At 71.0% G+C, this 26,157-nt stretch carries 23 protein-coding genes and 1 tRNA gene; 15 read left to right on the forward strand and 9 right to left on the reverse strand.

Going from position 1 to position 26,157, the window contains the following annotated elements:
- Positions 1-212: 212 nt before the first annotated feature.
- The 3 genes from CCL05_RS11575 (at position 213) to CCL05_RS11585 (ending at position 2,775) form a co-directional block, all read left to right on the forward strand.
- A complete protein-coding gene (locus tag CCL05_RS11575; protein ID WP_086560415.1) occupies positions 213-869 on the forward strand; it encodes a glycerophosphodiester phosphodiesterase family protein in 657 nt (218 codons plus the stop codon).
- 157 nt (positions 870-1,026) lie between these two features.
- Entirely contained in the window at positions 1,027-1,665 is a 639-nt protein-coding gene (locus tag CCL05_RS11580; RefSeq protein WP_086560416.1) for an ATP-binding protein, read from the forward strand.
- A gap of 144 nt (positions 1,666-1,809) precedes the next feature.
- The gene (locus tag CCL05_RS11585) at positions 1,810-2,775 is read left to right on the forward strand and encodes a DUF5926 family protein (protein ID WP_086560417.1); all 966 of its coding nucleotides are present in this window, start codon (positions 1,810-1,812) and stop codon (positions 2,773-2,775) included.
- Positions 2,776-3,030: 255 nt separating this feature from the next.
- Here CCL05_RS11585 and CCL05_RS11590 read toward each other — a convergent pair whose 3' ends face one another.
- Entirely contained in the window at positions 3,031-3,642 is a 612-nt protein-coding gene (locus CCL05_RS11590; RefSeq protein WP_086560418.1) for a hypothetical protein, read from the reverse strand.
- 55 nt (positions 3,643-3,697) lie between these two features.
- The gene (locus CCL05_RS11595; protein WP_086560419.1) at positions 3,698-4,363 is read right to left on the reverse strand and encodes a bifunctional DNA primase/polymerase; all 666 of its coding nucleotides are present in this window, start codon (positions 4,361-4,363) and stop codon (positions 3,698-3,700) included.
- Positions 4,364-4,865: 502 nt separating this feature from the next.
- Between CCL05_RS11595 and CCL05_RS11600 the strand changes: the two genes are divergently transcribed.
- The 3 genes from CCL05_RS11600 (at position 4,866) to CCL05_RS11610 (ending at position 11,129) form a co-directional block, all read left to right on the forward strand.
- Complete coding sequence (locus tag CCL05_RS11600; RefSeq protein ID WP_086560420.1) at positions 4,866-6,434, forward strand: PP2C family protein-serine/threonine phosphatase; 1,569 nt, start codon at positions 4,866-4,868, stop codon at positions 6,432-6,434.
- 76 nt (positions 6,435-6,510) lie between these two features.
- Entirely contained in the window at positions 6,511-7,977 is a 1,467-nt protein-coding gene (locus CCL05_RS11605) for an aminopeptidase P family protein (protein ID WP_086560421.1), read from the forward strand.
- A 158-nt stretch (positions 7,978-8,135) separates the two neighbouring features.
- Complete coding sequence (locus CCL05_RS11610) at positions 8,136-11,129, forward strand: glycine--tRNA ligase (protein ID WP_086560422.1); 2,994 nt, start codon at positions 8,136-8,138, stop codon at positions 11,127-11,129.
- Positions 11,130-11,200: 71 nt separating this feature from the next.
- Here the strand turns inward: CCL05_RS11610 and CCL05_RS11615 are convergent, their stop codons facing one another.
- Positions 11,201-11,671 carry an ATP-binding protein gene (locus CCL05_RS11615; protein WP_086560423.1) on the reverse strand — a complete coding sequence of 157 codons (471 nt, stop codon included), beginning with the start codon at positions 11,669-11,671 and terminating at the stop codon, positions 11,201-11,203.
- A gap of 224 nt (positions 11,672-11,895) precedes the next feature.
- Here CCL05_RS11615 and CCL05_RS11620 point away from each other — a divergent pair, with 224 nt between their 5' ends.
- The 9 genes from CCL05_RS11620 (at position 11,896) to CCL05_RS11660 (ending at position 21,798) form a co-directional block, all read left to right on the forward strand.
- A complete protein-coding gene (locus CCL05_RS11620) occupies positions 11,896-12,708 on the forward strand; it encodes a hypothetical protein (protein WP_086560424.1) in 813 nt (270 codons plus the stop codon).
- A gap of 187 nt (positions 12,709-12,895) precedes the next feature.
- Complete coding sequence (locus CCL05_RS11625; RefSeq protein WP_086560425.1) at positions 12,896-13,639, forward strand: YcnI family copper-binding membrane protein; 744 nt, start codon at positions 12,896-12,898, stop codon at positions 13,637-13,639.
- A gap of 94 nt (positions 13,640-13,733) precedes the next feature.
- Positions 13,734-14,387: an SCO family protein gene (locus tag CCL05_RS11630; RefSeq protein WP_086560426.1), complete on the forward strand. Its 654-nt coding sequence runs from the start codon at positions 13,734-13,736 to the stop codon at positions 14,385-14,387.
- Positions 14,384-14,866, forward strand: a complete 483-nt coding sequence (locus CCL05_RS11635) for a copper chaperone PCu(A)C (protein ID WP_086560427.1) — start codon at positions 14,384-14,386, stop codon at positions 14,864-14,866. The genes CCL05_RS11630 and CCL05_RS11635 overlap by 4 nt, the downstream gene beginning before the upstream one ends.
- A gap of 13 nt (positions 14,867-14,879) precedes the next feature.
- Positions 14,880-16,886 carry a copper resistance CopC/CopD family protein gene (locus tag CCL05_RS11640; protein WP_086560428.1) on the forward strand — a complete coding sequence of 669 codons (2,007 nt, stop codon included), beginning with the start codon at positions 14,880-14,882 and terminating at the stop codon, positions 16,884-16,886.
- Positions 16,887-16,892: 6 nt separating this feature from the next.
- Entirely contained in the window at positions 16,893-18,182 is a 1,290-nt protein-coding gene (gene efeB, locus CCL05_RS11645) for an iron uptake transporter deferrochelatase/peroxidase subunit (RefSeq protein WP_086560429.1), read from the forward strand.
- A gap of 61 nt (positions 18,183-18,243) precedes the next feature.
- Positions 18,244-19,176, forward strand: coding sequence for a prephenate dehydratase (gene pheA / locus CCL05_RS11650; RefSeq protein WP_086560430.1), 933 nt, complete (start codon positions 18,244-18,246; stop codon positions 19,174-19,176).
- A 541-nt stretch (positions 19,177-19,717) separates the two neighbouring features.
- Positions 19,718-20,995: a serine--tRNA ligase gene (gene serS / locus CCL05_RS11655; RefSeq protein WP_086560431.1), complete on the forward strand. Its 1,278-nt coding sequence runs from the start codon at positions 19,718-19,720 to the stop codon at positions 20,993-20,995.
- Entirely contained in the window at positions 20,992-21,798 is an 807-nt protein-coding gene (locus tag CCL05_RS11660; RefSeq protein WP_086560432.1) for an HAD family hydrolase, read from the forward strand. The genes serS and CCL05_RS11660 overlap by 4 nt, the downstream gene beginning before the upstream one ends.
- A gap of 21 nt (positions 21,799-21,819) precedes the next feature.
- Here the strand turns inward: CCL05_RS11660 and CCL05_RS44785 are convergent.
- From CCL05_RS44785 to CCL05_RS11685, 6 genes are all read right to left on the reverse strand, one after another.
- Positions 21,820-21,924: transfer RNA gene (locus tag CCL05_RS44785), tRNA-OTHER, on the reverse strand.
- Between the two features lie 275 nt (positions 21,925-22,199).
- The gene (locus CCL05_RS11665; protein WP_086560433.1) at positions 22,200-22,454 is read right to left on the reverse strand and encodes an SGM_3592 family protein; all 255 of its coding nucleotides are present in this window, start codon (positions 22,452-22,454) and stop codon (positions 22,200-22,202) included.
- A gap of 101 nt (positions 22,455-22,555) precedes the next feature.
- Entirely contained in the window at positions 22,556-23,275 is a 720-nt protein-coding gene (locus tag CCL05_RS11670) for an ABC transporter permease subunit (RefSeq protein WP_086560434.1), read from the reverse strand.
- A 9-nt stretch (positions 23,276-23,284) separates the two neighbouring features.
- The gene (locus CCL05_RS11675) at positions 23,285-24,196 is read right to left on the reverse strand and encodes an ABC transporter ATP-binding protein (protein ID WP_086560435.1); all 912 of its coding nucleotides are present in this window, start codon (positions 24,194-24,196) and stop codon (positions 23,285-23,287) included.
- Positions 24,193-25,110, reverse strand: a complete 918-nt coding sequence (locus CCL05_RS11680; protein ID WP_086560436.1) for an ABC transporter permease subunit — start codon at positions 25,108-25,110, stop codon at positions 24,193-24,195. The genes CCL05_RS11675 and CCL05_RS11680 overlap by 4 nt, the downstream gene beginning before the upstream one ends.
- Positions 25,100-26,068 carry an ABC transporter ATP-binding protein gene (locus CCL05_RS11685; RefSeq protein ID WP_086560437.1) on the reverse strand — a complete coding sequence of 323 codons (969 nt, stop codon included), beginning with the start codon at positions 26,066-26,068 and terminating at the stop codon, positions 25,100-25,102. Before CCL05_RS11685 ends, CCL05_RS11680 begins: the two co-directional genes overlap by 11 nt.
- Between the last annotated feature and the right edge of the window lie 89 nt (positions 26,069-26,157).

Consider the following 26,157-nt stretch of genomic DNA (forward strand, 5'->3'; position numbering starts at 1 on the left):
CGCGATACAGCTGTGCTTGTCCCTTTGTATGCCGTCAGCTTTTCCCACTGGCCGTCAGAGCACCATAAGCGGTGGCTGTGGGTCCGGGGCCATTCTTTATATAGGTCATTACCAACGAAAAGGATGCAATTCCTATGCCTCCGTCCGGACCTCTGGATCCGCCGGGTCCGTCCGACCAGACGCGTACCCGCGCTCGGTGGCACCATGACGCGGTGACTCACGCACGACAGCATGTGATTCAGGTCGTCGCCCACCGCGGGGCCTCCGAGGACGCCCCGGAACACACCCTGGCCGCGTACACCAAAGCCATCGAGGACGGCGCGGACGCCCTCGAATGCGATGTGCGCCTCACCGCCGACGGCCACCTGGTGTGCGTGCACGACCGCNNGGAGCGGCTGCTCGAACTCGTCGCCGACGCCGGACGCCGGGTGGAACTGGCCATCGAGACCAAGCACCCCACCCGCTGGGCGGGACAGGTCGAGGAGCGGCTGCTGGTCCTGCTGAAGCGGTTCGGCCTCGACGCCCCGGCCGCCGCCGAGGAGTCCCCGGTGCGGGTCATGAGCTTCTCGGCCCGCTCGCTGCACCGCGTGCGTGCCGCCTCACCGACCCTGCCGACGGTGTACCTGGCCCAGTTCGTCTCGCCCCGGCTGCGCGACGGACGACTGCCCCCGGGCGTGCCGATCGCGGGCCCGTCCCTGCGGATCGTGCGCAACCACCCCCTCTATGTGGAGCGCCTGAAGCAGGCCGGCCACCAGGTGCACGTGTGGACCGTGAACGAGCCCGAGGACGTGGATCTCTGTGTCGGCCTGGGCGTCGACGCCATCATCACCAACCGCCCGCGCGCGGTGCTCGACCAACTCGGCCGCTGAGGCCCGCCGGCCCCACATGTCACACCAGACCCACGCACACCTCTTGACCTCGCCCCTTGCCGGACGGGATCCTCGCATCTCGGCCACACCGATGAAATCCAGCCACACGATGACAGGGAGTGCTCCGGCGCGTTCGGTCCGTGTTCGGTCGTGGTGAATGCGTCACCGGACGTGGATTGGCCGGTTTCCGGTACAGGCCAATGGGGCATCCACACCGTGGCGTGGGGCGAAGGAGGTCTCGGGGGTGGCGTTGGTGGTGGCACAGGAGGTGCCCACGTCGTCGAGCATGGCCGTACCCCATGGCCCTGCGGGCGTGGGGGAAGCGAGACACCGTATGCGTGCACAGTTGCGCAGAGGTGGCGTAGCGGAATCGGTCATCGACGACGCCGTACTGATCCTTTCCGAACTTTTGAGCAACGCGTGCAAACACGGCAGGCCCCTGGGCGACGCGTTCTCCGGCGACGGTGACGTCCGTGCCGCGTGGCGCGTGGACCCGTCCGGGCGGCTCATCGTCGAGGTCACGGACGGCGGCGGCCCGACCCGCCCCGCTCCCGCGACCCCGTCGGTCACGGCGCACGGCGGCCGCGGGCTGAACATCATCACCGCGCTGGCCGACGACTGGGGTGTCCGGGACGACATCCGCGGCGAGGTCACCGTGTGGGTCGTCGTCCACGCCGACGTGTACGACCCGGACGCCGGACACCGCCGCGACGACTTCGCGACGCGCGTCACGGCCCCGGCGGTGTCCCAGATACCGGGGCTGGACTTCGCGGACGCCTTCGAGGACATGGACTGACCCGGCGCCGGACCACCCCGTCGCCCACATGTGCGTCACCCGTGTTGTCCACAGGCCCGCGTCGTCCACAGGACCCCGTCCCCCGGGGCACGAACGGCTAGGCTCGCGACCGTACGAGACGAGCCGTAACCGGGAGACCCATCGATGGCCAAGAAGCGACCCCAGACGAAGGCCAAGCGCCCGCAGATCACGGACGGAGAGATCCCGGTCGTCGGCGCTCGCGAGCCCTGCCCCTGCGGCAGCGGCCGCCGTTACAAGGCCTGTCACGGCCGGGCCGCTGCCCACGCCGTGACCGAGCTGGTGCACCGCCCCTTCGAGGGCCTGCCCGGCGAGTGCGACTGGGTGGCCCTGCGCGAGCTGGTCCCGGCGGCCACGGCCGGGCTGACGCTCAAGGACGGCCTCCCCGAGGGCGTCCCGGCGGTCACGCTGGCCACGGTCCTTCCGATGGCCTGGCCCGCCCTGCGCCGCGACGACGGCTCGGTCCTGCTCGGCCTGCAGAACGACACCTCGTCGGGCGACCTCAGCCGCGACCTCGCCGACATCCTCCAGCGTGCCCTGGAAGCCGAGCCCGGCACCCCGGTGCAGGGCCGCCGCGCCCCGGCCGACGGGCCGCGACTGCAGGATCTGCTCGACCCGAAGGGCGCGTTCGAGCCAGAAGTGCACAGCGGCTTCGAGTTCTGGGTGCCGGACCCGGCCGGCGCCACACCGGAGGTGACCGCCTCCCTGGAGCGGGCCAACGCCGCGGCCATTCCGACCGTCAAGCTCCAGGGCGTGGACGCCGCGTACTGGTGCGAGACGCCCGAGAAGAATCATTTGCGGTGGGTCATGCCCCACCCCGAGGAGCAGCTTCTGGACGCTCTCGCGCGGCTGCACGCCGCGGGCCGGTCGAGCCTCGGCGAGGGCACCCGTCTCGTGGGTTCCTTCCGCGCTCACGGGCTCACCGTGCCGGTCTGGGACCTGCCGAGCGGGGTCAAGGCCGAGGACGTGGAGAAGCCGGCGGCGGAGTTCGCCGAGCGCCTCGCCACCGCCCTGGCCTCGGACGCGCCGCTCACTCCGGACGAGCGCCGCGCGCGGGGCGGCCTCACCAACCGGCAGGTCACGCTCAGCTGACGGCTTGTCACGGGCCCGGTCCGGCCGCCCGGACGGCCGACCGGACCCTCGCGCTCGGGACGGGTGACGCCCTTCACCACTCCCGGCCGGGACAAGCCGACCGGTGACCGGAAAGGGCGAGATCGAATTTGCGAACCGCCGATCTCTTGTTACCGTTCCTGTAGCCCGGTTGCTGGTGCATCCCCCGTCGCCAGCAACCGGGTCTTTTCATGCGCGCGGCCGTTCACCGAACGCAGCCGCTCCTCAACTGGCGGACTACGTGGGCGAGTTGCTCCCCGAGCGCAGCAGCAGCGGCCCGTGGCCGGCCCGCCGGGCGAACTCCGCGACCGCCGTGTATGCCGCCAGATCCCCGCGTGCGGGCTCACGGGGTGTCTCGCAGGTCCCCGGTTCGTCCTCGGCACCCACGGCGCAGGTGATCTGCACGGTGCGGGCGCCGGGCCCCATCAGACTCAGTACGGCGTCGAGCGCCTCGCCGGTCGCATTGCGGTAGTAGGTCCGCGCCCAGGTGTGCGCGGCCTGCGTCACGACACAGGTCTGCGCCTCGACGCCCTCGGGGGAGGAGAGTTCGGGACCGCAGCGCGCGGCGGTCGGCAGGCCCGGGCCGAGGTCGGGGAGGCCGGCCACGGCGGGAGGCGTCTTGCCGTCCGCGGACGGCTCGGAGGAACGCACGCCGGTGTGGTCCGCCGAACCCCCGGCGTGTGTTGTATCCCCTGACCCGCGGGGGCCTGGTGAGCCCGGGAAATTCGGGGAGCCCGCGGACGCCACCGCCAGCGGCAGTGCGACCGCGCACGCCGCCACGACACCCGCGAGGGCGAGAAACCGGAACTTTCTGAGGTCCCGGGGACGGCCCCGGGAATGACGCGGCATGGCCCCGGAACATAACGCCCCGGGACGGAACCCGGGCTCGGCGCGCCCGACAGCCCTAGAACTCGGGCGCGCTCACACCCGTACGGGTGAGGGCCTCGACCACGGCGTCCACCACGGCCTCCACATCCGGCACCCACGGCGAGGCGGAGCCGGGCAGCGGCGCCCGCTCCCAGCGGATCTCGCCCGGGCCCGTCTCGGACGGCGGCAGCGCCAGGTAGCCGCCCTCGCCGTGGAAGCGGAGGGAGCCGGGCACGAAGTCCTTGGCGTAGAGCAGTTCGCCGAGCTGCTCCATGGAGTACGGCTTCACGAGGATCGCCCACCGGCTCGGGGAGGCGACGACCGGGCCGAGCCGCAGCCCCGAGCGGTCGAGCGCCTCGAGGGCGCGGGCGGCCGGCAGCGCCGGCAGGGAGACCGCGCAGGGGGCCTTGCCTCCGGTGGCCAGGACGATCGGCGCCGTCGGCCGGTTGCTCCACCACCAGCGGACCATGCGCCCGTCGGTGGTGGCCGCGAGGAGGCCGGGGTCGAAGGGGTGCGCGCCGGGAACCGTGCACTCGGGGTCAGGGCAACCGCAGCGGTTGCGCCCCTCGGGGTCCGCCGCCACGCCGGGGAGTACGGGCCACTGCCATTCCGTCGCGTAGGTCAGGGCCGCGCCGATCAGCTCAGGCCTCCCGTCGCTGCGCTGGGACAGGAGCCCGCGTCGCCTTCCGAGGATCTCGCGCATGAGCGCTCGTTCCTTTCCGTTGCACGCCGGCAACACCGTGGTCCACATCACATCATGTGTCGATCACTTCACTGTGCGTACCTGTTGGCGCATCACACCCCTGCCGTGCGCAAGGGGAACCCCTATGGGTCGAGCTTTGGCTGCCTCCGCGGCCGTCCCGCCCATACTGCGTCTATCAAAAGCATGGGCGTGGCGTAGGGGTGGCGAAGTATGGCGTTTGCCGTCGCGCGTATTTCTCTCCGCCTCCGCCACGGGAGGATGGGGCACGGTCGTCGGTGGATAGGACGCCCGGCTCCGTCACCAGGTTCCGGGTAGTTCTCAACCACCCCTGGCCTTCACCGAGTACGTACCCATCACGACCGTTGTGACGCTCCGTCGAGCAAGCCCAGTCGACCGCAATAAGCCGTCCCTTGCGGCAGTTTTAGGCCAACTTCGCATTTACGCAAGAGGAAGGAGAGTTCTTCCCTCAGACCTCACGGACACCAGGAATCCCAGCAGGACAATGCTGGACATCTCCTCACGAGTGCGTGTACATGTGGAGACACTGCTAGCGGCGCAGAATGACATGGGGGTTTGCGATGCTTTTGAGCAGTACGCGCTGGTCGGAAAGCCGGACGCCATGAACGCCCCGCACCCTCCGAAAGTGGCTGGAATCGATTCAACGGTTCCGGCGCCCGCACACACTGTCACGCCCGTCGCGGCGGGTACCTCCCCGGCTGCCCCGCCAAACCCTCCGGCCCCACCGGGCGCGGTACTCCAGGACCGTCTCGCCGGCTGGGTCTCCGACCTCACCACCCTCCACGAGCTGACCGAGCGTCTGACCCGCACCTGCGCGCTCGACGAGGCGCTCCAGGAACTGCTGCGGGCCGGCGCCGCCCTGGTGGGCGCCCGCCGCGGCCTCGTCGTCCTGGAACCCGGCGACGGACTCGGCCCGGACACCACCGTCGGTCTGGGCCTGGCGCGCGCCGACCTCGGCCACATCGAGACCGTGCCCCGCAGCGCCCTGTCCTACGGCCGGATCCTCGACGGACTGCCCGGCGGCGAGGACGGCATCGCCGAACCCGACCTGTTCGCCGAGGAAGGGCTCGATCCCCGCCACCGCGAGGTCGCGGCCCGCCTCGGCTACGCCGCCAGCTACGCCCTCCCGCTGACCCCCGAGTCAGCCGGGTCCTCCGCTTCCACCGGGTCCCCCGCTTCCGCCGGGTCCCCCGACTCCGCCGACCGCCTCGGCGCCGTCACGTGGCTCTACGACGAACCCGCCGAACCGATCGAACGGCAGCGCCACCTCGTCGGCCTGTACATCCGGTACGCCGCCGAGCACCTCGCCCGGCTGCTCGAACTGGAGCGCACACGCGCGGCCATGGCGACCATGTCGGACGAACTGCTGCCGGCGCGGCTGCCGCGGGTGGCCGGTGTCCAGCTCGCCGCCCGGCACCGCACCGGCCCGCGCGGCGGCGGCGACTGGTACGACGCGCTGCCACTGCCCGACGCCGCCCTCGGCCTCGCCGTCGGATCCGTCACCGGGGCGGGGCCCAGCGCGGTCGCCGCGATGGGGCGGCTGCGGGCGTCCCTGCGCGCCTACGCCGTGATGGAGGGGGAGGACCCGGTCGCCGTCCTGTCCGACCTGGAGCTGCTGATGCGGCTGACCGAGCCGGCCCGCTCGGCCACCGCCCTGTTCGGCTACTGCGAACCGGCCGCCCGCAAGATCACGCTGGCCGGCGCCGGGCACAGTCCGCCGCTGCTGATCGGACAGCGCCGCACCGAGTTCGTGGAGACGTCGGTCTCCGCCCCGCTGGGCATGCTCGCCTGCTGGGAGGCGCCGAGCGTGGAGATCCTCGCCGAGCCCGGGGAGACGGTTCTGCTGTACACCGACGGGCTGCTGCACCGCACCGGCGAGACCACCGACCGGGCCTTCGCCCGGCTGCACGCGGCGGCGGCCGGAGCGCCCCGGGCCCTGCGGTGCGATCCCGGCGCCCTCGCCGACCACGTCCTGCGCAGCGTGCTGCCGGACGGGCTCGACGCGGCCGACGGTGCGGAGGACGTCGTCCTGCTGGCGGTGCGGTTCGAGTAACGCTCCTCGTCATCGCCCTGAGGCCGCTTCCCCGCCGCCGTAAAGTGGAGAGCGGTCCAGTGCCGTATCGAGGAGGATGACCGCCGTGGCAGAAGAGCCTTCGGACACCCCGGAGACTGCCGAAGAAGAGCCGATCAAGCAGCGGAAGAACGGACTGTACCCCGGCGTGTCCGACGAGCTTGCCGAGAACATGAAGAGCGGCTGGGCCGACACCGAGCTGCGTGACCTCGAGCCCATCGCCCAGGCCGCCGAGACCGCCGCCCGCCGGGCCGCGCTGTCCGCGCGCTTCCCGGGCGAGCGGCTGGTGATCCCCGCGGGCAACCTGAAGACCCGCTCGAACGACACCGAGTACGCGTTCCGCGCCTCCGTCGAGTACGCCTACCTGACCGGCAACCAGACCGAGGACGGCGTCCTGGTCCTGGAGCCCAGGGGCGAGGGGCACGAGGCGACGATCTACCTCCTGCCGCGTTCGAACCGGGAGAACGGCGAGTTCTGGCTGGACGGCCAGGGCGAGCTGTGGGTCGGCCGCCGGCACTCCCTCACCGAGGCGGAGCAGCTGTACGGCATCCCCGCCTCCGACGTGCGCGAGCTGGCCGGGGCACTGCGCGAGGCCACGGGCCCGGTGCGGGTCGTGCGCGGGTACGACGCCGGCATCGAGGCGGCGCTGACCGACAAGGTCACCGCCGAGCGCGACGAGGAGCTGCGGGTCTTCCTCTCCGAGGCGCGACTGGTCAAGGACGACTTCGAGATCGGCGAGCTCCAGAAGGCCGTCGACTCGACCGTGCGCGGCTTCGAGGACGTGGTGAAGGTCCTCGACAAGGCCGAGGCGACCTCCGAGCGGTACATCGAGGGCACGTTCTTCCTCCGCGCGCGGGTGGAGGGCAACGACGTCGGCTACGGCACGATCGCCGCCGCCGGACCTCACGCCTGCACGCTGCACTGGGTGCGCAACGACGGGCCCGTGCGCTCGGGCGATCTGCTGCTGCTCGACGCGGGTGTGGAGACGCACACGTACTACACCGCGGACGTGACGCGCACGCTGCCGGTCAACGGGCGGTTCAGCGAGCTCCAGCGGAAGATCTACGACGCCGTGTACGAGGCCCAGGAGGCCGGGATCGCGGCGGTGCGGCCGGGCGCGAAGTACCGGGACTTCCACGACGCCGCGCAGCGGGTGCTGGCCGAGAAGCTGGTCGAGTGGGGGCTGGTCGAGGGGCCGGTGGAGCGGGTGCTGGAGCTGGGGCTTCAGCGGCGGTGGACGCTGCACGGGACCGGGCACATGCTCGGGATGGACGTGCACGACTGCGCTGCCGCGCGGACCGAGACGTACGTCGACGGTGTGCTGGAGCCGGGGATGTGCCTGACCGTCGAGCCGGGGCTGTACTTCCAGGCCGATGACCTGACGGTGCCGGAGGAGTACCGGGGTATCGGTGTGCGGATCGAGGACGACATCCTCGTGACGGAGGACGGCAACCGGAATCTGAGTGCGGCGTTGCCTCGTCGGGCGGACGAGGTCGAGGCGTGGATGGCGTCCGTCAAGGGCTGAGTCCCGGGTGCGGGTGCGTGGGGGCTGGTCGCGCAGTTCCCCGCGCACCTGAGACCACAGGGCACCTCCGGTGGTAAAAAACCGCAGGTCAACGCTGCTTGGCGTGTGAGATCATGGCCGACCTTGCCGGTCCGACTCGGGGAACAGGCGCGATCATCATGAAGAACGTCCAGACGGCGCTGACCATGCAGGACGCCATCCTCACCCTGCAGAAGTACTGGAGCGACAACGGCTGCATGATCACGCAGCCGTTGAACACCGAGGTCGGAGCGGGTACGGCCAACCCGGCCACGGCGCTGCGGGTGCTCGGTCCCGAGCCGTGGAGCGTCGCCTACGTCGAGCCGAGCGTGCGGCCGGACGACTCGCGCTACGGAGAGAACCCCAACCGGCTCCAGACCCACACCCAGTTCCAGGTCATCCTCAAGCCCGACCCGGGCAACCCGCAGGAGCTGTACCTGGGCAGCCTGAAGGCGCTCGGTGTCGACCTGGGCGCGCACGACGTGCGGTTCGTCGAGGACAACTGGGCCTCGCCCGCGCTCGGCGCCTGGGGGCTCGGCTGGGAGGTCTGGCTGGACGGCATGGAGATCACCCAGTTCACGTACTTCCAGCAGGTCGGCGGTGTCGCCCTGGACCCGGTGTCGGTGGAGATCACGTACGGCCTCGAACGCATCCTGATGAACCTTCAGGGCGTGTCCCACTTCAAGGACATCGTCTACGCGCCGGGCATCACGTACGGGGAGGTGTTCGGGCAGAACGAGTACGAGATGAGCCGGTACTACCTCGACGACGCCGACCTCGACACCAACCACCGGCTGTTCGAGGCCTACGCGGCCGAGGCCCGGCGCCTGCTCGACCTGGAGCTGCCGGTCCCGGCGTACACGTACGTGCTCAAGTGCAGCCACACCTTCAACGTGCTCGACGCGCGCGGTGCGATCAGCACCACCGAGCGGGCCAAGGCGTTCGCGCTGATGCGCGGCCTGACGCATGAGTCGGCCAAGCTGTGGGAGCGTCGGCGGGCGGCTCTGGAGCATCCGCTCGGGGTGGCGGCCGCGCCGGCCCCGGCCCAGCGGGCCGCGCTCCCCAAGGTGCCCGACGCCGAGACGCTGCTGTTCGAGATCGGCGTGGAGGAACTGCCCTACGCCGACGTCCCCGCCACCACCGAAGCGGTGCGCGAGTCGGTCACCGCCAAGCTCGCAGCGACCCGGCTGGGTCACGGGGCGATCACCGTGATGGCCACGCCACGCCGGATCGTGATCACCGTCGAGGGCGTGCAGCCGCGCGAGCGGGACACCATGCGGACCGTGCGCGGCCCCAAGGTCGCCGCCGCCTTCAAGGACGGCGCTCCGACACCCGCCCTGCTGGGCTTCGCGCGCAGTCAGGGGGCCGAGCCGACCGACGTGCGGATCGTCGACGTCAAGGGTGTCGAGTACGTGGCCGTCACCCGGCACGAGGAGGGCCGTCCGGCCGTCGAGGTGCTCAGCGATCTGCTGGCCGAGGTCGTGTCGGGGCTGCGCGCCGGCCGCAACATGCGGTGGAGCGACCCGGGTCTGTCGTTCTCACGGCCCGTGCGCTGGCTGCTCGCGCTGCTGGGCCGTACTCCCCTGCCCGTGGTGGTCTCCTCGCTCGCCGCGAGTGACACCACGCGGGTGCAGCGCCAGGCCCCTTACCCGGAGGTCCGGGTGACCTCCGCCGAGGGCTACCCGCACTTCCTGCACATGCACGGCATCCTGCTCGACCGGGACGCCCGGCGCGGTGCGGTGGTCCGTGGCGCCCTGGAGGCGGCCGCCGAGGTCGGCGGGCGGATCGATGTGGAGGGTCAGGCCGATCTGGTCGACGAGATCACCGACATCCTGGAGTTCCCGTACGCCGTGCGGGGGTCGTTCGACGAGCGCTATCTGGAACTGCCCGCGAGCGTCCTGACCACCGTGATGCGCAAGCACCAGCGCTATCTGCCGGTGCTGGACGGCGAGCGGCTGATGCCGCACTTCGTCACCTTCGCCAACGCCCTGTGCGACGACGACGTGGTGCGGGCGGGCAACGAGGCGGTGCTGCGGGCCCGTTACGAGGACGCCGCGTTCTTCTGGCGGGCGGATCTGAAGGTGGCCCCGGAGGAGTTCCGGCGGCGGCTGGACAAGCTGACGTTCGAGGACCGGCTCGGTACGGTCGCCGACCGCGCCGACCGGCTCGCCTCCCTCGCCCTCGACCTGGCCGGGCGGGCCGGGCTCGGGGAGGAGGCGGTGGAGGTCGTGCGGCGCGCCGGTGCGCTGGCGAAGTTCGATCTGGCGTCGCAGATGGTGATCGAGTTCTCCGGACTGGCCGGGGTGATGGCCGAGGAGTACGCGCGCCGGGCCGGTGAGTCCGCCGAGGTCGCGCGGGCCCTGGCCGAGATGGAGCTGCCGCGCTCCGCCGGCGGCGCGCTGCCGGTTGGGGACGCGGGTGCCGTGCTGTCGCTCGCCGACCGGTTCGACCTGGTGACGGGCATGTTCGTGATCGGGGCCGCGCCGACCGGGAGTTCCGATCCGTACGGGGTGCGCCGGGCCGCGATCGGGCTGCTGAACGTGCTGCGGAGTCTTCCCGCCGTGGCCGGGGTGCGGGTGAGCGAAGGGCTGCGCGCGGCGGCCGTACGGTACGCCGCGCAGGGCGTGGAGGTGCCCGTCGAGCGGGTGGCCGAGGCCGCCGAGCTGATCACCCGGCGCTACGAGCAGCAGCTCACGGACGCCGGGCACGAGCACCGGCTCGTCCAGGCCGTCCTGGTGTGGGCCGACCGGCCCTCGCACGGCGACCGCACCCTGGCCACGCTGGAGCGGCACATCGGCACGGAGGAGTTCGAGGCACTCGCTGCCGCGTTCCAGCGGGTGGTGCGCATCCTTCCCGAGGGCGGTGTCGCGGCGGCGGATCCGTCCCTGCTGACCGCGCCCGCCGAGCTGCGTTTCGCCGAGTGCACCGACGCCGTACGCCAGGCCCTGCACGGCCGCGAGGACGACCTCGGCGCACTGATCGAGGCCTCCGCCCCGCTGGTCGAAGCGATCAGTGCCTTCTTCGACGAGGTGCTGGTGATGGACCCCGATCCGGCGGTCCGCGCGGCGCGGCTGGCGCTGCTCACACAGGTGGCGGAGCTGGCCCGGACGACACTGGACTGGGGTGCGCTGTAGGGGACGGAAGGCGGGAGGGCCGGTGTTTCACGTGAAACACCGCCTCCGAGCCGATCGGGCGTCGGCGAAGGTCAGACCGCCATCAGCGGCGCGGCGTCCTTCCGCCATTTGAGGACCTTGTCGAAGCTCACCACGGCCCCGCCCCGGCCCGGCTTGTTGCCGATGTGGACATGGTCGGCGAGCTGCTCGATGAGGCACAACCCTCTGCCGTTCTCCGCGTCGACATGCGCGGGCCGGATCGGCGGGCGGGACCGGCCGGCGGAAGCCGCGGGGAACCCCGGGCCCGCGTCGGCGACCTCGATTCGGCACTTCTCGCCGTCGAGGTACGCCGTGACCCGGTACGCCTCCGAACCGGGGCCGCCGCGTGCCGTGTCCCCGCCGTGCTCCACGGCGTTCGCGCAGGCCTCGCTGAGGGCGACGGAGAGGTCGTAGGAGATGTCGGGATCGACGCCCGCGGTCTCCATCGTGCCGATCAGAAGGCGCCTGGCGAGCGGCACGCTCGCAGCTTCGCGCCGCAGATGGAGTGACCACCAGATGCTCATGCTCCAGCCTCCTGGCCGCGGCTCGACATACCGTTACGTATTGCCCTGAGTCCCCGCATGTAAGCGTGAAGTTGACGTGACACCGCCCATACGGCGGATGCGCCCTAGCCCTGATCGGTGTATGTGGAGGGACGGGCGGGGCCAGAGTGTGACGTTCCGGTCGTACGGCATCTTGCGGACCTGCTGCACGGGGCCTGGGTGACCAGTGCGATGATGAGCCCGCCATGACTGCCCCCCACGCGTGCGCGACGCGCTCCGGACTCACGCTCCGGATCCTGCGGGCCGCGGTGTTCGCCGCGGTCTGTGTCGTGCTGGCCGGGGCAGGTCACGCGCTCGCCTCCTGCGACGGCATTCCGCTGTGGACGCTGGGCGCCGGGTTCCTCGGGGTGCTCGCCGTGGCGGCGCCGTTCGCCGGGCGGGTGCGCTCGCTGCCGGGGATCGCGGCGCTGCTCGCGGCCGGCCAGACGGTGTTGCACACGCTGTTCGGGCTCGGTCAGCACGGCACCGCCGCCACATCGTCGGTGCCCGCGGGAACCAGTGACGCCACGCTGGTCCAGCAGGCCGCGCGGTTCGTGTGCGGCACGACGGCCGCGGCGATCAGCCCGGCGCAGGCGCACAAGATCCTCACCGACGCCCGGATCCAGCCGGCCACGGGTGCGCACACGCATCTGCCGTCGGACACCGGGGCGTCGGCCTCGCTGTGGCCGTCCCTGCCGATGCTGATCGGCCACGTCCTCGCGGCGATCGCCGCCGGCTGGCTACTGCGCCACGGCGACCTGGCCCTGCTGCGGCTCACCGAACTGTCGGCGCAAGGGGTCACCGAAGGGGCGCTCGTGCGCTCCCTGCGGGCCGCACTCGCGTTGGTGCGCGCCCTGCGCGCCGGGTTGCCGGGAGCGCCGGAGGCAGGTCCGCGCCCCGTGCACGCCGAGGGGCCGGCCCCTGCGATGCCCCGCACGACCGCACTCCAGCACACGGTGATCCGGCGCGGCCCGCCGGCCGCCACGGCTCGCGCCTCCGCACTCGCCCTCGCCGCCTGACGCGACGCGACCACCACTCCGCCTTTCGTTCGATCCGCTTGATCCGTTACCTCCAGTTGATTCGCTCGACTCGGATGCCTCGGATGATTCGGACGGCCTGGAGGAGGGGCCGCCGTCGTGCGGCACGCGCGTGTGCGCGCATCCCTCTTCACCCTCCCGACTCGACTCACAGCGGAGTGCTCCCTTCATGAAGGCTTCCCGTATCGCCGCGGCCGGCGCCGCCGCCGGTGTCACCGTTCTCGCCCTGTCCGTCCCCGCCTTCGCGCACGTCAGCGTGCAGCCCGAGGGCACCGCCGCCAAGGGCAGCTACGCGGTCGTCGACTTCAAGGTCCCCAACGAGCGGGACGATGCCTCGACCACCAAGCTCGAGGTCACCTTCCCCACCGACCACCCGCTGGCCTCGGTGATGCCGGAGCCGATGCCCGGCTGGAAGATCGACGTCACCAAGTCCAAGCTGGACAAGCCGCTGGAGCTGCACGGCGAGAAGATCTCCGAGGCCGTCACCAAGGTCACCTGGACCGCCGACGGCAAGGGCGTCGAGCCCGGCTACTTCGAGAAGTTCCCGCTCTCGATCGGCCAACTGCCCGAGGACACCGACCAGCTGGTCTTCAAGGCCCTCCAGACGTACTCCGACAAGGAGGTCGTCCGCTGGATCGAGGTGCCGCAGGAAGGCAAGGAGGAGCCCGACAACCCGGCCCCCGTGCTGGAGCTGTCCGCCGCCTCCGAGGACGGGCACCACGCCTCATCGGGCGACGAGGCCTCCGACGCCAAGTCGGCCGAGAAGGCCTCCGCCGACACCGCCGCCTCCGACTCCACCTCCTCCGACAGCACCGACACCACTGCCCGCGTCCTGGGCATCGTCGGCATCGTGGTCGGAGCGGCGGGCGTCGCCTACGGCGTGCTGGCCGGGCGTCGGCGTACCAACGCCTGACACCGTTTCCGTTGCAACGGCGCGCGCCGGGTTCCGCCCCCCCGGCGGGGCACCCCGGTGCGCGCCGGGTCACCGACATCTGGGACATTTCTCTATGCGCACCAAGAAGTTCGCCGCGGCCGCTCTGCTCGCCACGGCCTCCCTGACCCTCACCGCCTGCGGCAGCGGCAACGACAGCGACAAGCCCGTCGCCGTCGTCTCGGAGCAGGCCGGCAGCGACAAGGCCGCCACCGTCCTCGACAAGCCGTTCGAGAAGCCGGACCTGGTCCTCACCGACACCCAGGGCAAGAAGTACGACCTCCGCAAGGAGACCGAGGGCAAGCCCACGCTGATCTACTTCGGCTACACCCACTGCCCCGACGTCTGCCCCTCGACCATGAGCAACATCGCCGTGGCCAAGAAGCAGCTGCCCAAGGCCGAACAGGACGAACTGCGCGTCGTGTTCGTCACCACCGACCCGGACCGTGACAAGCCGGCCGAGCTCGGCAAGTGGCTCAAGGGCATCGACCCCCGGTTCATCGGCCTCACCGGCGACTTCCCGACCATCCAGGCCGGCGCCCGCACCCTCGGCATCTCCATCGATGCACCGCACAAGGACAAGAACGGCAAGATCATCTCCGAGCACGGCACCCAGGTCATCGCGTTCTCGCCGAAGACCGACGGCGGCTATGTGCTCTACGGCGAGGACGCCACCGTCGACGACTACACCAAGGACCTCCCCGAGATCGTCAAGGGGGAGAAGCCGTGAGGCGGCGACTCGGCCCGGCGGCCCTCCTCATAGCCGGGGCACTGGCCCTGGCGGGCTGCGGCGGCTCGGACTCGGACTCCGGGAACTCCGGTTCCGGGAGCGGTACGGCGGAACTCTCCGTGAGCTCCGCGTACATGCCGCAGCCCGTCTCCGACGAGATGGCGGCCGGCTTCTTTACCGTCACCAACAAGGGCGGGGCCGCCGACGAGCTGACCTCGGTCACCAGCGACGCCGCCGGACAGGTCACCGTGCACGAGACCAACGGCGGGGCCATGCAGGAGGTCAAGAGCCTGAAGGTCCCCGCCCACGGCGAACTCGTGCTGAAGAGCGGCGGCAACCACCTGATGTTCGAACAGCTGAAGCGGAAGCCGAAGGAAGGCCAGACGGTCTCCGTCGAACTCCACTTCGCCCGCTCCGGCCCTGTCAAGGTCGAGATGCCGGTGAAGTCGGCGACCTACACCCCGAAGACCGGACACTGAGGGAGGGACCACTGTGACGCAGACCATCGCCCCCCGCGTCCGGACCGTCGTGCTGCTGCTCCTGGCCGCGGCTTGCGCACTCCTGGCCGGAGCCGGTCCGGCCTCCGCGCACGCCGCGCTGACCGGCAGCGACCCCGCACAGGGGGCGGTGGTCGACAAGGCCCCGGCCCGGGTCTCGCTCACCTTCTCCGAGCAGGTCGCGCTGTCCGCCGGCTCGCTGCGCGTGCTCGACCCCGAGGGCAAGCGCGTCGACGCGGGCGAGCCGTCCGGCGTCAGCGGCACGACCTACGCCGTGCGGCTGCACTCCGGCCTGCCCGACGGCACCTACACGGTCGCCTACCAGGTGGTGTCCGCGGACAGCCATCCCGTCGCCGGCGCCTACACCTTCTCCGTCGGCGCCCCCTCCAAGACGTCTGTGTCGGTCTCCGGGCAGGGCGCCGACGACGGCGTGGTCGGCTGGCTGTACGGCTTCGGACGGTACGTGTCCTACGCCGGGTTCATCGTGCTGGCCGGCGGCGCCGCCTTCGTCCTCGCCTGCTGGCCGCGCGGCACCGGGGTTCGGCCCGTGCAGCGGTTCGTCGTCTCCGGGTGGCTCGCGCTCACCGCCGCCACCCTCGCCCTGCTGCTCCTGCGCGGCTCCTTCACCGGCTCCGGGAAGGTCGCCGACGTCTTCGACCTGTCCCTGCTCGGGCAGGTGCTCCAGACCAAGACCGGCGCCGCCCTGGTGTCCCGGCTGCTGCTGCTCGCCGCGGCGGCGCTGTTCATCGCCGTGCTGTTCGGGGCCTACGACAAGCGCGAGGACCCCCAGGAGAAGCGGGACCTGACCTTCGGGCTCGCGATCGGCGGCGTGGTCGTGGCGGCCGGGCTCGCCGCGAGCTGGGCCATGTCCGAGCACGCCTCGGTCGGACTGCAGGCGGGCATCGCCATGCCGGTCGACGTCCTCCATCTGCTGGCCGTCGCCGCGTGGCTCGGCGGGCTGGGCACACTGCTGGTCGCCCTGTACCGGGCCCCGGCCGACGCGCCCGTCGACGCGTCGGCCGTACGCCGCTTCTCGCGCGTCGCCTTCGGCAGCGTCCTCGCGCTGATCGCGACCGGGACGTGCCAGTCCTGGCGCCAGCTCGGCTCCTGGTCGGCCTTCACCGACACCCGGTACGGACAGCTGCTCCTCGCCAAGATCGCGCTCGTGGCCGTCCTGGTCGGTGTCGCGTGGATATCGCGCCGGTGGACCGGACGGCTGGCCGAGACGGTGCCGGCACCGGTGGAACGGGAGAAGGCACGGGTCGGAGCACAGGCCGATGTCTCTGGCGAGGCCGCTGGTAGCGCCGGGTCCGATGGGACCGGCCATGCCCAGACCGCCACAGCCGCTGAAGCCGACGCCGTCTCCGACACCGACACCGACTCCGGCGAGCGGCCCGATGCCGAGCCCGCCGACCCCGAGCGGGCCGCGCAGCTCGCCCGGCAGCGGGCCGCCCTGGACGCCGCCCGGCAGAAGCGGCTGCGGGACGCCGACCCCAACCGCTTCGGCCTGCGCCGCTCCGTGCTGGCCGAGGCAGGCATCGCGGTCGTCCTGCTCGCCGTCACCACCGTCCTCACCCAGACCGAGCCGGGACGCACGGAGGAGGAGGCCAAGGCGGCCACGTCGTCCTCCGTGTCCACCTCGCCCGACACGGGCGCCTCCGGGGCGCTGACCCTGAACATGCCCTTCGACACCGGCGGCCAGGACGGCAAGGGCATCGTCACGGTCGACCTCGACCCCGCACGCGTGGGCGACAACGAGATGCACGTCTACGTGGAGCGGCCCGACGGCCGGGCCTTCGACATCCCCGAGGTGAAGGTCGACTTCACCCTCAAAGCCAAGGACATCGGGCCGCTGCCCGTCGTCCCCGACCACCTCGCTACCGGACACTGGTCGGCGAACGGAGTGCAGATCCCCATGGCCGGCGACTGGAAGGTCGACGTGACCGTGCGGACCTCCGACATCGACGAGGTGACCGTCTCCAAGAACGCGCAGATCGGCTGAACCACCATGGCTGACCAGTCCATTCCGAAGGCCCGAACCCCCGGCACCGTCCCGGGGGAGACCGAAGCGGCCCCGGCAGGCGAGGGCATCTCGCGGCGACGCCTGCTCGGCACCGCCGGTGCCACCGGGCTCGTGCTCGGCACGGCGGGCGCGGCCGTCGGATACGCCGCCGCTCCCTCCGATGCCGCCGCTCCGCTCACCTCGCTCGGCACCGGCCGGGCGATGTTTCACGGGAAACATCAGCCCGGCATCACCGACGGCCTCCAGGCCCGCGGCCATCTCGTCGCCTTCGACCTGACGGCGGGCGCCGGCCGCAAGGAAGCCGCCGCCCTGCTGCGCCGCTGGTCGCAGACGGCCCGGCGGCTGATGGCGGGCGAGCCGAGCCCGCACGACGACACCGACGTGGCCCGCGACGCCGGTCCCTCGTCCCTGACCATCACCTTCGGCTTCGGCCACAGCTTCTTCGGCAGGACCGGCCTGGAGAAGCAGCGCCCGAGCGCCCTGGACCCGCTGCCCGAGTTCTCCTCCGACCACCTCGACAAGAACCGCAGCAACGGCGACCTGTGGGTGCAGATCGGCGCCAACGACGCCCTCGTCGCCTTCCACGCCCTGCGCGCCATCCAGAAGGACGCGGGCGCGGCGGCCCGGGTCCGCTGGCAGATGAACGGCTTCAACCGCTCGCCGGGCGCCACCGCCCATCCCATGACCGCCCGCAACCTGATGGGCCAGATCGACGGCACCCGCAATCCGAAACCGTCCGAAGCCGACTTCGACCAGCGGATCTTCGTGCCCGAGAAGGGCGACCCGGCCTGGATGGCGAACGGCTCCTACGCCGTCGTACGCCGTATCCGCATGCTCCTCGACGACTGGGAGAAGCTCTCCGTCAAGGCGCAGGAGGACGTGATCGGCCGCCGCAAGTCCGACGGGGCGGCCCTGTCCGGCGGCACGGAGACGACCGCGATGGACCTGGAGAAGACGGACGCCAAGGGCAACCTCGTCGTCCCGATCAACGCCCATGCCCGGATCACCCGGCCCGACCAGAACGGCGGCGCGGCGATGCTCCGCCGCCCGTTCTCCTTCCACGACGGCATCGACCCGGACGGCGTCCCGGACGCGGGCCTGCTCTTCATCTGCTGGCAGGCCGATCCGCTGCGCGGCTTCGTGCCGGTGCAGCGCAAGCTCGACCGCGGCGATGCCCTGTCGCAGTTCATCCGGCACGAGTCGAGCGGACTGTTCGCGGTGCCCGGTGGGGCCGCGGAGGGTGAGTATGTGGGGCAGAAGTTGCTTGAGGGGTGAGAGTCGAGCTGTGTGCGGGTTGTGGGGGATAGCGCTTCCGCGAGCCCATTAGGGTGAGGTCATGCCAGCGAGCTATGCGTATCTCGGCCCCGAGGGCACCTTCACCGAAGTCGCCCTGCGCACGCTTCCCGAGGCCGCCACCCGGGAACTCATCCCGTACGTGTCCGTCCAGTCCGCGCTCGACGCGGTACGCATCGGCGAGGCCGAGGCCGCGTTCGTGCCGATCGAGAACTCCGTCGAGGGCGGCATCACCACCACCCTCGACGAGCTGGTCGCCGGCGCGCCGCTGATGATCTACCGCGAGGTGCTGCTGTCGATCACCTTCGCGCTGCTGGTCCGCCCGGGCACGAAGCTGTCGGACATCAAGACGGTCTCCGCGCACCCGGCCGCCCAGCCTCAGGTGCGCAACTGGCTGAAGAAGCATCTGCCGGACGCCCACTGGGAGTCGGCCGCCTCCAACGCGGACGCGGCGCGGCTGGTCCAGGAGGGCCAGTACGACGCCGCCTTCGCCGGTGAGTTCGCCGCCGCCCGCTACGGCCTGGAGGCCCTGGAGACCGGGATCCACGACGCGGAGAACGCCCAGACGCGGTTCGTGCTGGTCGGCCGGCCCGCCCGGCCCGCGGCGCCCACCGGCGCGGACAAGACCTCCGTCGTGCTCTGGCAGCGCGACGACCACCCGGGCGGCCTGCGCGACCTGCTGGGCGAGTTCGCCACCCGCGGCATAAACCTGATGCTGCTGCAGTCCCGCCCCACCGGCGCGGGCATCGGCAACTACTGCTTCTGCATCGACGCCGAGGGCCATATCTCCGACCGCCGGGTGGCCGAGGCCCTGATGGGCCTGAAGCGGATCTGCCTCCAGGTGCGCTACCTCGGCTCCTATCCGCGCGCGGACCTGCAGCCCGCGGATGTCCGGCGACCGCGGCTGGGGACGTCGGACGACGAGTTCGTGGCGGCGGCGGACTGGGTGGCGCGGTGCCAGGACGGCCGGTTCTAGGACCGGTCCCAGTGGGTCTCAGGTCGGTCGTACCTGCTGATTGTCGTTGTCCACAGAAGTTATCCACAGGCCAGGTTCTCGACCTGGGGACAAGTCGACAACGAAGCATGAGTCAGTCGACAAATCGCCCTACAGACCTCTGATGCGTCCATCGACGGGCAGGTCACCCTTCGTCCACCGTTTTCCCTTGCGTAACTCTTCGGGGTGACCCATTTCCACTCGAAAGTGAGGGTAGGGCGGGTTTGCATCGGGAATTCTTCGGCGTGACAGGGCCTTCCGGAGTGATCAATTCCGAAGTCCACAGATCTTCCACACAGCCTGTGGATAACTCTTCGGCGAGTGTGGATCCCTGTGGACAACCGGCGCCCAAGTCCCGCTCCTCACAAGGGATTCGAGTCAATACCGCGCCCTGCCGGTGCCTCGTTCCGGGGAAAGACGGTCGGTTTATTGACACAGCGCGCAATTGCCGCATAGCGGTACGTAAGCCACGCTCGGAATAGTGAGTCGTGGGCGGTCACCCCACACCGGTAGCCTTGAGCACGTGATTGACCTTCGCCTGCTCCGTGAGGACCCCGACCGTGTGCGCGCGTCGCAGCGCGCCCGTGGAGAGGACGTCGCGCTCGTCGACTCCCTCCTGTCTGCCGACGAGCGGCGCAGGTCGTCCGGCGTCCGCTTCGACGAGCTGCGCGCCGAGCAGAAGGCGCTCGGCAAGCTCATCCCCAAGGCGTCCGGGGACGAGAAGGCCGAGCTGCTGAAGAAGGCCGGCCAACTCGCCGCCGACGTCAAGGCCGCCGACGCGGAGCGCGACGCCGCGGCCTCCGAGACCCAGGAACTGCTCCAGAAGCTCGGAAACCTCGTCCACCCGGACGTGCCCGTGGGCGGCGAGGAGGACTTCGTCACGCGGGAGACGCACGGCACGATCCGCGACTTCACCGCCGAGGGCTTCGAGCCCAGGGACCACCTGGAGCTCGGCCAGATCCTCGGCGCGATCGACGTGGAGCGGGGCGCCAAGGTCTCCGGCTCGCGCTTCTACTTCCTGACGGGCGTGGGCGCCCTGCTGGAGCTCGCCCTGGTGAACGCGGCGATGTCCCAGGCCACCGCGGCAGGCTTCACACCGATGCTGACCCCGGCCCTGGTGCGCCCCCAGTCCATGGCGGGCACCGGCTTCCTCGGCCAGGCCGCCCAGGACGTCTACCACCTCGCCGACGACGACCTCTACCTGGTCGGCACGTCCGAGGTCCCGCTCGCGGCGTACCACATGGACGAGATCCTCGACGCCGACACGCTGCCGCTGCGCTACGCGGGCTTCTCGCCCTGCTTCCGTCGCGAGGCCGGCTCTCACGGCAAGGACACCCGGGGCATCTTCCGCGTGCACCAGTTCGACAAGGTCGAGATGTTCTCCTACGTCGCCCCGGAGGACTCCCAGGCCGAGCACCAGCGGCTGCTGGAGTGGGAGAAGCAGTGGCTGACCTCGCTGGAGCTGCCGTACCGCGTGATCGACGTGGCGAGCGCCGATCTGGGCGCCTCGGCGTCCCGCAAGTTCGACTGCGAGGCCTGGATCCCGACCCAGGGCAAGTACCGCGAGCTGACCTCGACCTCGGACTGCACCGAGTTCCAGTCCCGCCGCCTGTCGATCCGTGTCCGTGAGGGCAAGCAGGTCCGCCCGCTGGCCACGCTCAACGGCACGCTGTGCGCCGTACCGCGCACGATCGTGGCGATCCTGGAGAACCACCAGCAGGCCGACGGATCGGTGCGGGTGCCCGAGGTGCTGCGTCCGTACCTGGGCGGCCGGGAGGTCCTGGAGCCGGTGGCCAAGTGACCGCCGACGGTTTCCCGTACCGGCTGGTCGCGACCGACCTCGACGGGACGCTGCTGCGTTCCGACGAGTCGGTGTCGGCCCGTACGCGTGACGCGCTCGCCGCGGCCACCGCGGCGGGCGCCGCGCACATCGTCGTCACCGGCCGCGCGGTCCCGTGGACCCGGCACATCCTCGACGACCTCGGCTACCAGGGCCTGGCCGTCTGCGGCCAGGGCGCGCAGGTGTACGACGCCGGCGCCCACCGGCTGCTGACGTCGGTGACGCTGGACCGGCAGCTGGCCGGGGTGGCGCTGGCCAAGATCGAGGCGGAGGTCGGCCCGCTGTACCTGGCAGCGAGCCGCGACGGCCTGGACGGCGAGGTGCTGGTGGGCCCGGGCTACGCGGCGCACGGCAACCTGCCCGCGACCCCCTTCACGGACGCGTCGGACCTGTGGACCGCGCCCCTGAACAAGCTGTACATCCAGCACCCGACGCTCTCGGACGACGAGCTGTGCGAGGCGGCCACGCGCACCGCCGGCGGTTTCGTCACCGTCGTCATGGCGGGCGAGGGCATCGTCGAACTCCTGCCCCTGGGCCTGTCCAAGGCGACCGGCCTGTCCCTGGCGGCGCGTCGGCTCAAGGTGAAGGCGGCCGACACGATCGCCTTCGGCGACATGCCCAACGACATACCGATGTTCGCCTGGGCGTCCTACGGTGTCGCGATGGCGGACGCCCATGAGGAACTGAAGGCGGTCGCCGACGAGGTGACGTCCTCCAACGAGGAGGACGGGATCGCGGTGGTGCTGGAGCGGTTACTGGGCTGAGCCTTCGTGTCGCGTGTGCGGCGGAGGATGCACGGATCGAACGTGCGCGGGCTTTCCAGGCCCGACCATGACTCGCTTTGATCGAACACAGCGCAAGCCAGTGCCTTACCACTCGGCCAATCCTCCGGGTGGGCGGCCTCACGCGATGTGCGATTCGCGTGCTCGAAGCGGCCGCCCCGGGCAGCTCCCCGTGTGGGGCGGGCTCTACGGAGGGGTAGCGATCACTCCGGAACCCGCCGCGGGCTGCCCTGACGGGAGCTGGACGTACTGCCGTGCATGGACATCGTCCGGCTCCTCTCCCAGAACGTGACGCCGGACTGATCGCCCGGCAGGAACACGACTACTCTGCCTGCCGGGCGAAAAGGACGCCACCGATTAAATCGGCGGTCGGACGGGGCCGGTCAGCGCTTGCGCCACCTGCGCCGCCGGGCCTTGCTGAAGAACCAGCCCGCGGGCGGCTCGTCGGAGCGCCAGGGCTGCGGCTCCGGTTCGTCGCGCCGCCAGCGGGCGGCGAGCATGCGGGCGCGGGCGGACGGCTCGGAGGTCTCGGCGGAGCGTATGAAGTCGTCGTCCAGGACGAGGTCGTCCCAGGCGTCGTCTCCGGACCCCGGTCCCGACTGCCCGTGGTCGTCGTACTGAGCCCTCTCGCCCGCCATCCCCGTCCCTCCCAGCCGTCCAACTTCCGTGCGATATCCCTACATACCGTTCGCCCAGTGTGCCCGGAGGGGGGTGAAGACCCCGTCAGGGCCGGGGCACGTCACTCCTCGCCGGCGAGGGTCAGCGAGCGCAGCTTCTGACCGGCGTACCAGGTGGCCAGCGCCGTGACGGCCACCAGCAGCACCGTCGCCGTGGTGAGGCCCACGTCCGAGGTCACCAGGTCGCCGCCGGACACCTTCTGGGCCACGGCCAGCGCCCACTGCTGGACGCTCAGCGTGCGGGCGCCCGGCACCAGGGAGCCGAACAGGGCCTCCCAGACCAGCGCGTAGACGAGGCCGAACACCACCGCGTGCCGGGAGACCGTGCCGAGCAGCAGGAACAGGGCCGCGTACGCGATGGAGGCGACCAGTGCGGCCACCGTGTAGGCGACGGCGATCTGCTGGCCGTTGCCGTTCAGGATGAAGCCGGCGATGAGCGTCGGCACCGCGGAGAACACCATCGTCACCGCGATGGCGACGATCAGCTTGGTGAAGATGATCGTCGGGCGTTTGATCGGCTTGGACAGCAGGTACACCACCGAGCCGTCGTCGATCTCCGGTCCGATCGCGCCGGTTCCGGCGATGACGCCGATGATCGGCACCATCGTGGCGAGGGCGAGGCCGCCCAGCAGGTCCGCCGCCGTCTGGTCGTCCGCCCCGGCGAGGAGACGCACCACCACCGAGATGGCGATGAGCAGCAGCGGCAGGGCACCGAGGATGAGGGCCCGGCGCCGGCCGAGCAGGGCCCGGTACGTGAGCCGGGCGACTGTGGGGTCGTACATCAGGGCCTCCTACGCCGCGACGAGGTACGAGAAGACGGACTCGAGGGACTCGTCGGACGGCGAGACCGTGAGCAGCCGGATGCCGTGGTCCCGGGCCACCCGCGGCAGCAGGGCCGTGAAGCGGCCGAAGTCGACGGCCTGGACGCGCAGCGCGCCCTCGGCGAGATCGACCTCGATGCCGGACGTCGACGGGTCGGCGATCAGCGCGGCCGCGAGGGCGCGGTCGTCGCTGGAGCGCACCAGGTAGCGGTGCGGCCGGTCGGTCATCAGGCGGCGGATCTTGCGGAAGTCACCGCTGGCGGCGTGCCGGCCGGCGACGACGACCTCGATGTGCCAGGCGAGTTGCTCGACCTCTTCGAGGATGTGGGACGAGAACAGCACCGTGCGGCCCTCGTCGCCCATGCGCCGCAGCAGGTCCATGAGCTGCATGCGCTGGCGCGGGTCCATGCCGTTGAAGGGTTCGTCCAGCAGGAGCAGGGACGGGTCGTGGACCAGGGCGGAGGCCATCTTCACGCGTTGGCGCATGCCCTTGGAGTACGTCTGGATCTTGCGGTCCTGCGCGTACTCCATCTCGACCGTGGCGAGCGCCTTCTGGGCCGCCTTGGCGCCCAGGCCGTGCAGTTCGGCGTTGGCGAGGACGAACTCCTTCCCGGTGAGGAAGTCGTACATCGCCTCCCGCTCGGGCACGACGCCGATCTGCTGGTAGATCCGCTCGTTGCGCCACACGGCCTGGCCGTCGAGGGTGACCGTGCCGGTGGAGGGGGCCAGGAAGCCGCCCATCATGTTGATGAGGGTGGACTTTCCGGCGCCGTTGGGGCCGAGCAGACCCGTGACGCCGGGGCCGATGGTCATGGTGATGTCGTTGACGGCGACCACGTTGCCGAACCAGCGGGAGACGTGGTCGATGGAGAGCGTGGTCACAGTCCCACCTTCTTGTAGCGGCGCATCAGGAGGCCGTAGCTCGCCGCGATGAGGCCCAGGGCGACGAGGACGTAGACGACGCCCTCGGCGGTGCTCGGGCCCACCCCGCTGGGGGATGCGGAGGTCGCGCCCAGGAACGCGGACTGCACACCGTCGATGATCGTGATCGGCGAGAAGAGCCCGATCCACGGCACGGCGTCGCCGCTGCCCTGTGCGTCGGCGATGGCCTGGAGGGTGGAGACCGCGCCGTAGGTGATGGTCAGCACGGCGATCACGGCCGCGATGCCGAAGCCGCGGCGCGGGGTGAAGGACGCGATGACCAGGCCGATGCCGGCGAAGAGCAGTGAGAGCAGTGCCACGGAGACGAGTCCCTGTGCGAATCCCTTGGTCTGGTCGGCGAAGTCGAGCTTGGCCAGCAGCGCGCCCACGTAGAGCACGAGCAGGGGAGCGGCCGTGAGGATGAACAGCGCCGAGGCGAGCGCCGCGAACTTGGCGCGGACGTAGTCGGCGATCTCGATGGGCCGCGAGAAGTACAGCGGCACGGTCTTGAAGCGCAGGTCGCGCGAGACGGACTGGGGTGCCTGCGAGGCGACGTACAGGCTGATCACCGCCTGCATGATGATCGCGTAGCGCGTGTAGTCGACGGGCAGGGCCTTGGCCTTGGTGAAGACCGCGACGGCGACCATGATGGCCGCGGGCACGCACATCACCACGAACAGCAGCATCGGCAGCACCTTGGACTTCACCGAGCGGCCGAGGCCGTAGGAGCCGCGCAGGGACTGCGAGTACAGGGAGCGGCGGGCGTAGGCGCGGCCCAGGCGGGGGCCGTCGTAGCTGCGGTAGCCGATGTTGTGGATACGGGTCTGGTCACCCGGCGCCGGGGCGGATGTCCCCGTGGAGTGCTCAACCGCCATGGCCGACCGCCTCCTTCCGCTGCTCGTGCTGGTCAGTGATCGTGAAGACCTCGGAGATGTGGTGCCGGCGCTGCTCCATGCGCACCAGGCCGAGCCCGAGGTCCGCGATCACGTCCCGGACCAGGTCGTACGTCTCCTCGCCCTGGGCGGTGAGCAGCAGGATGTGGCCGGCGCCCGGCAGGCCGCTGCCGTCCTCGACGCTCACCCCGCGCGCGTGCAGCGCGTCGCGCACCGCGCGGGTGCCGTCCGGGTGCTCGTCGGTGTCGGTGACCTCGATCGCGAGGGTCGTCGTGGTCTGGGTGAAGTCCGTGGTGGAGCTGGAGCGCAGCAGCTTGCCGCCGTCGACGACGACGACGTGGTCGCAGGTGCGCTCCAGTTCGCCCAGCAGGTGCGAGGTGACCAGGACCGAGATGCCGAAGTCGGTGTGGATCCGGCGGATCAGGCCGAGCATCTCGTCGCGGCCGACCGGGTCGAGGCCGTTGGTCGGCTCGTCGAGGAAGACCAGCTGCGGGTCGTGGACGAGGGCCTGCGCGAGCTTCACGCGCTGCTTCATGCCGGTCGAGTAGCCGCCGATGGGGCGGTAGCGCTCCTCGTACAGGCCGACGTGCCGCAGGGTGTCGGCGGTGCGCTCGCGTGCGGCGGTGGGCGGCAGGCCGGACATGCGCGCCATGTGGACGACGAACTCGGTGGCCGAGACGTCCGGCGGCAGGCAGTCGTGCTCGGGCATGTAGCCGACCCGCTCGCGGATGTCGGCGCCCTTGGTGGCGACGTCGAGGCCGAGCACTTCGGCGCGGCCCTCGGTGGCGGGGGACAGACCCAGCAGGATCTTGATCAGTGTGGACTTGCCGGCTCCGTTGGCTCCGACGAGTCCGGTCACACCGGGCCCGACGTCCACGGAGAGCCGGTCAAGCGCGGTCACCCTGGGGAACCGCTTGCTCAGGCTTTCGGTCGCGATCACAGTCACGCTTAGAAGGTACGGGCCGCGATCGTGGCGGTCGTCACTCCGCAGAGCTGTCTTCAGGTCAACCTGGAGTAGTACGGGCCCTT

The organism is Streptomyces africanus (genome assembly GCF_002150735.1).
Taxonomy (GTDB): domain Bacteria; phylum Actinomycetota; class Actinomycetes; order Streptomycetales; family Streptomycetaceae; genus Streptomyces; species Streptomyces africanus.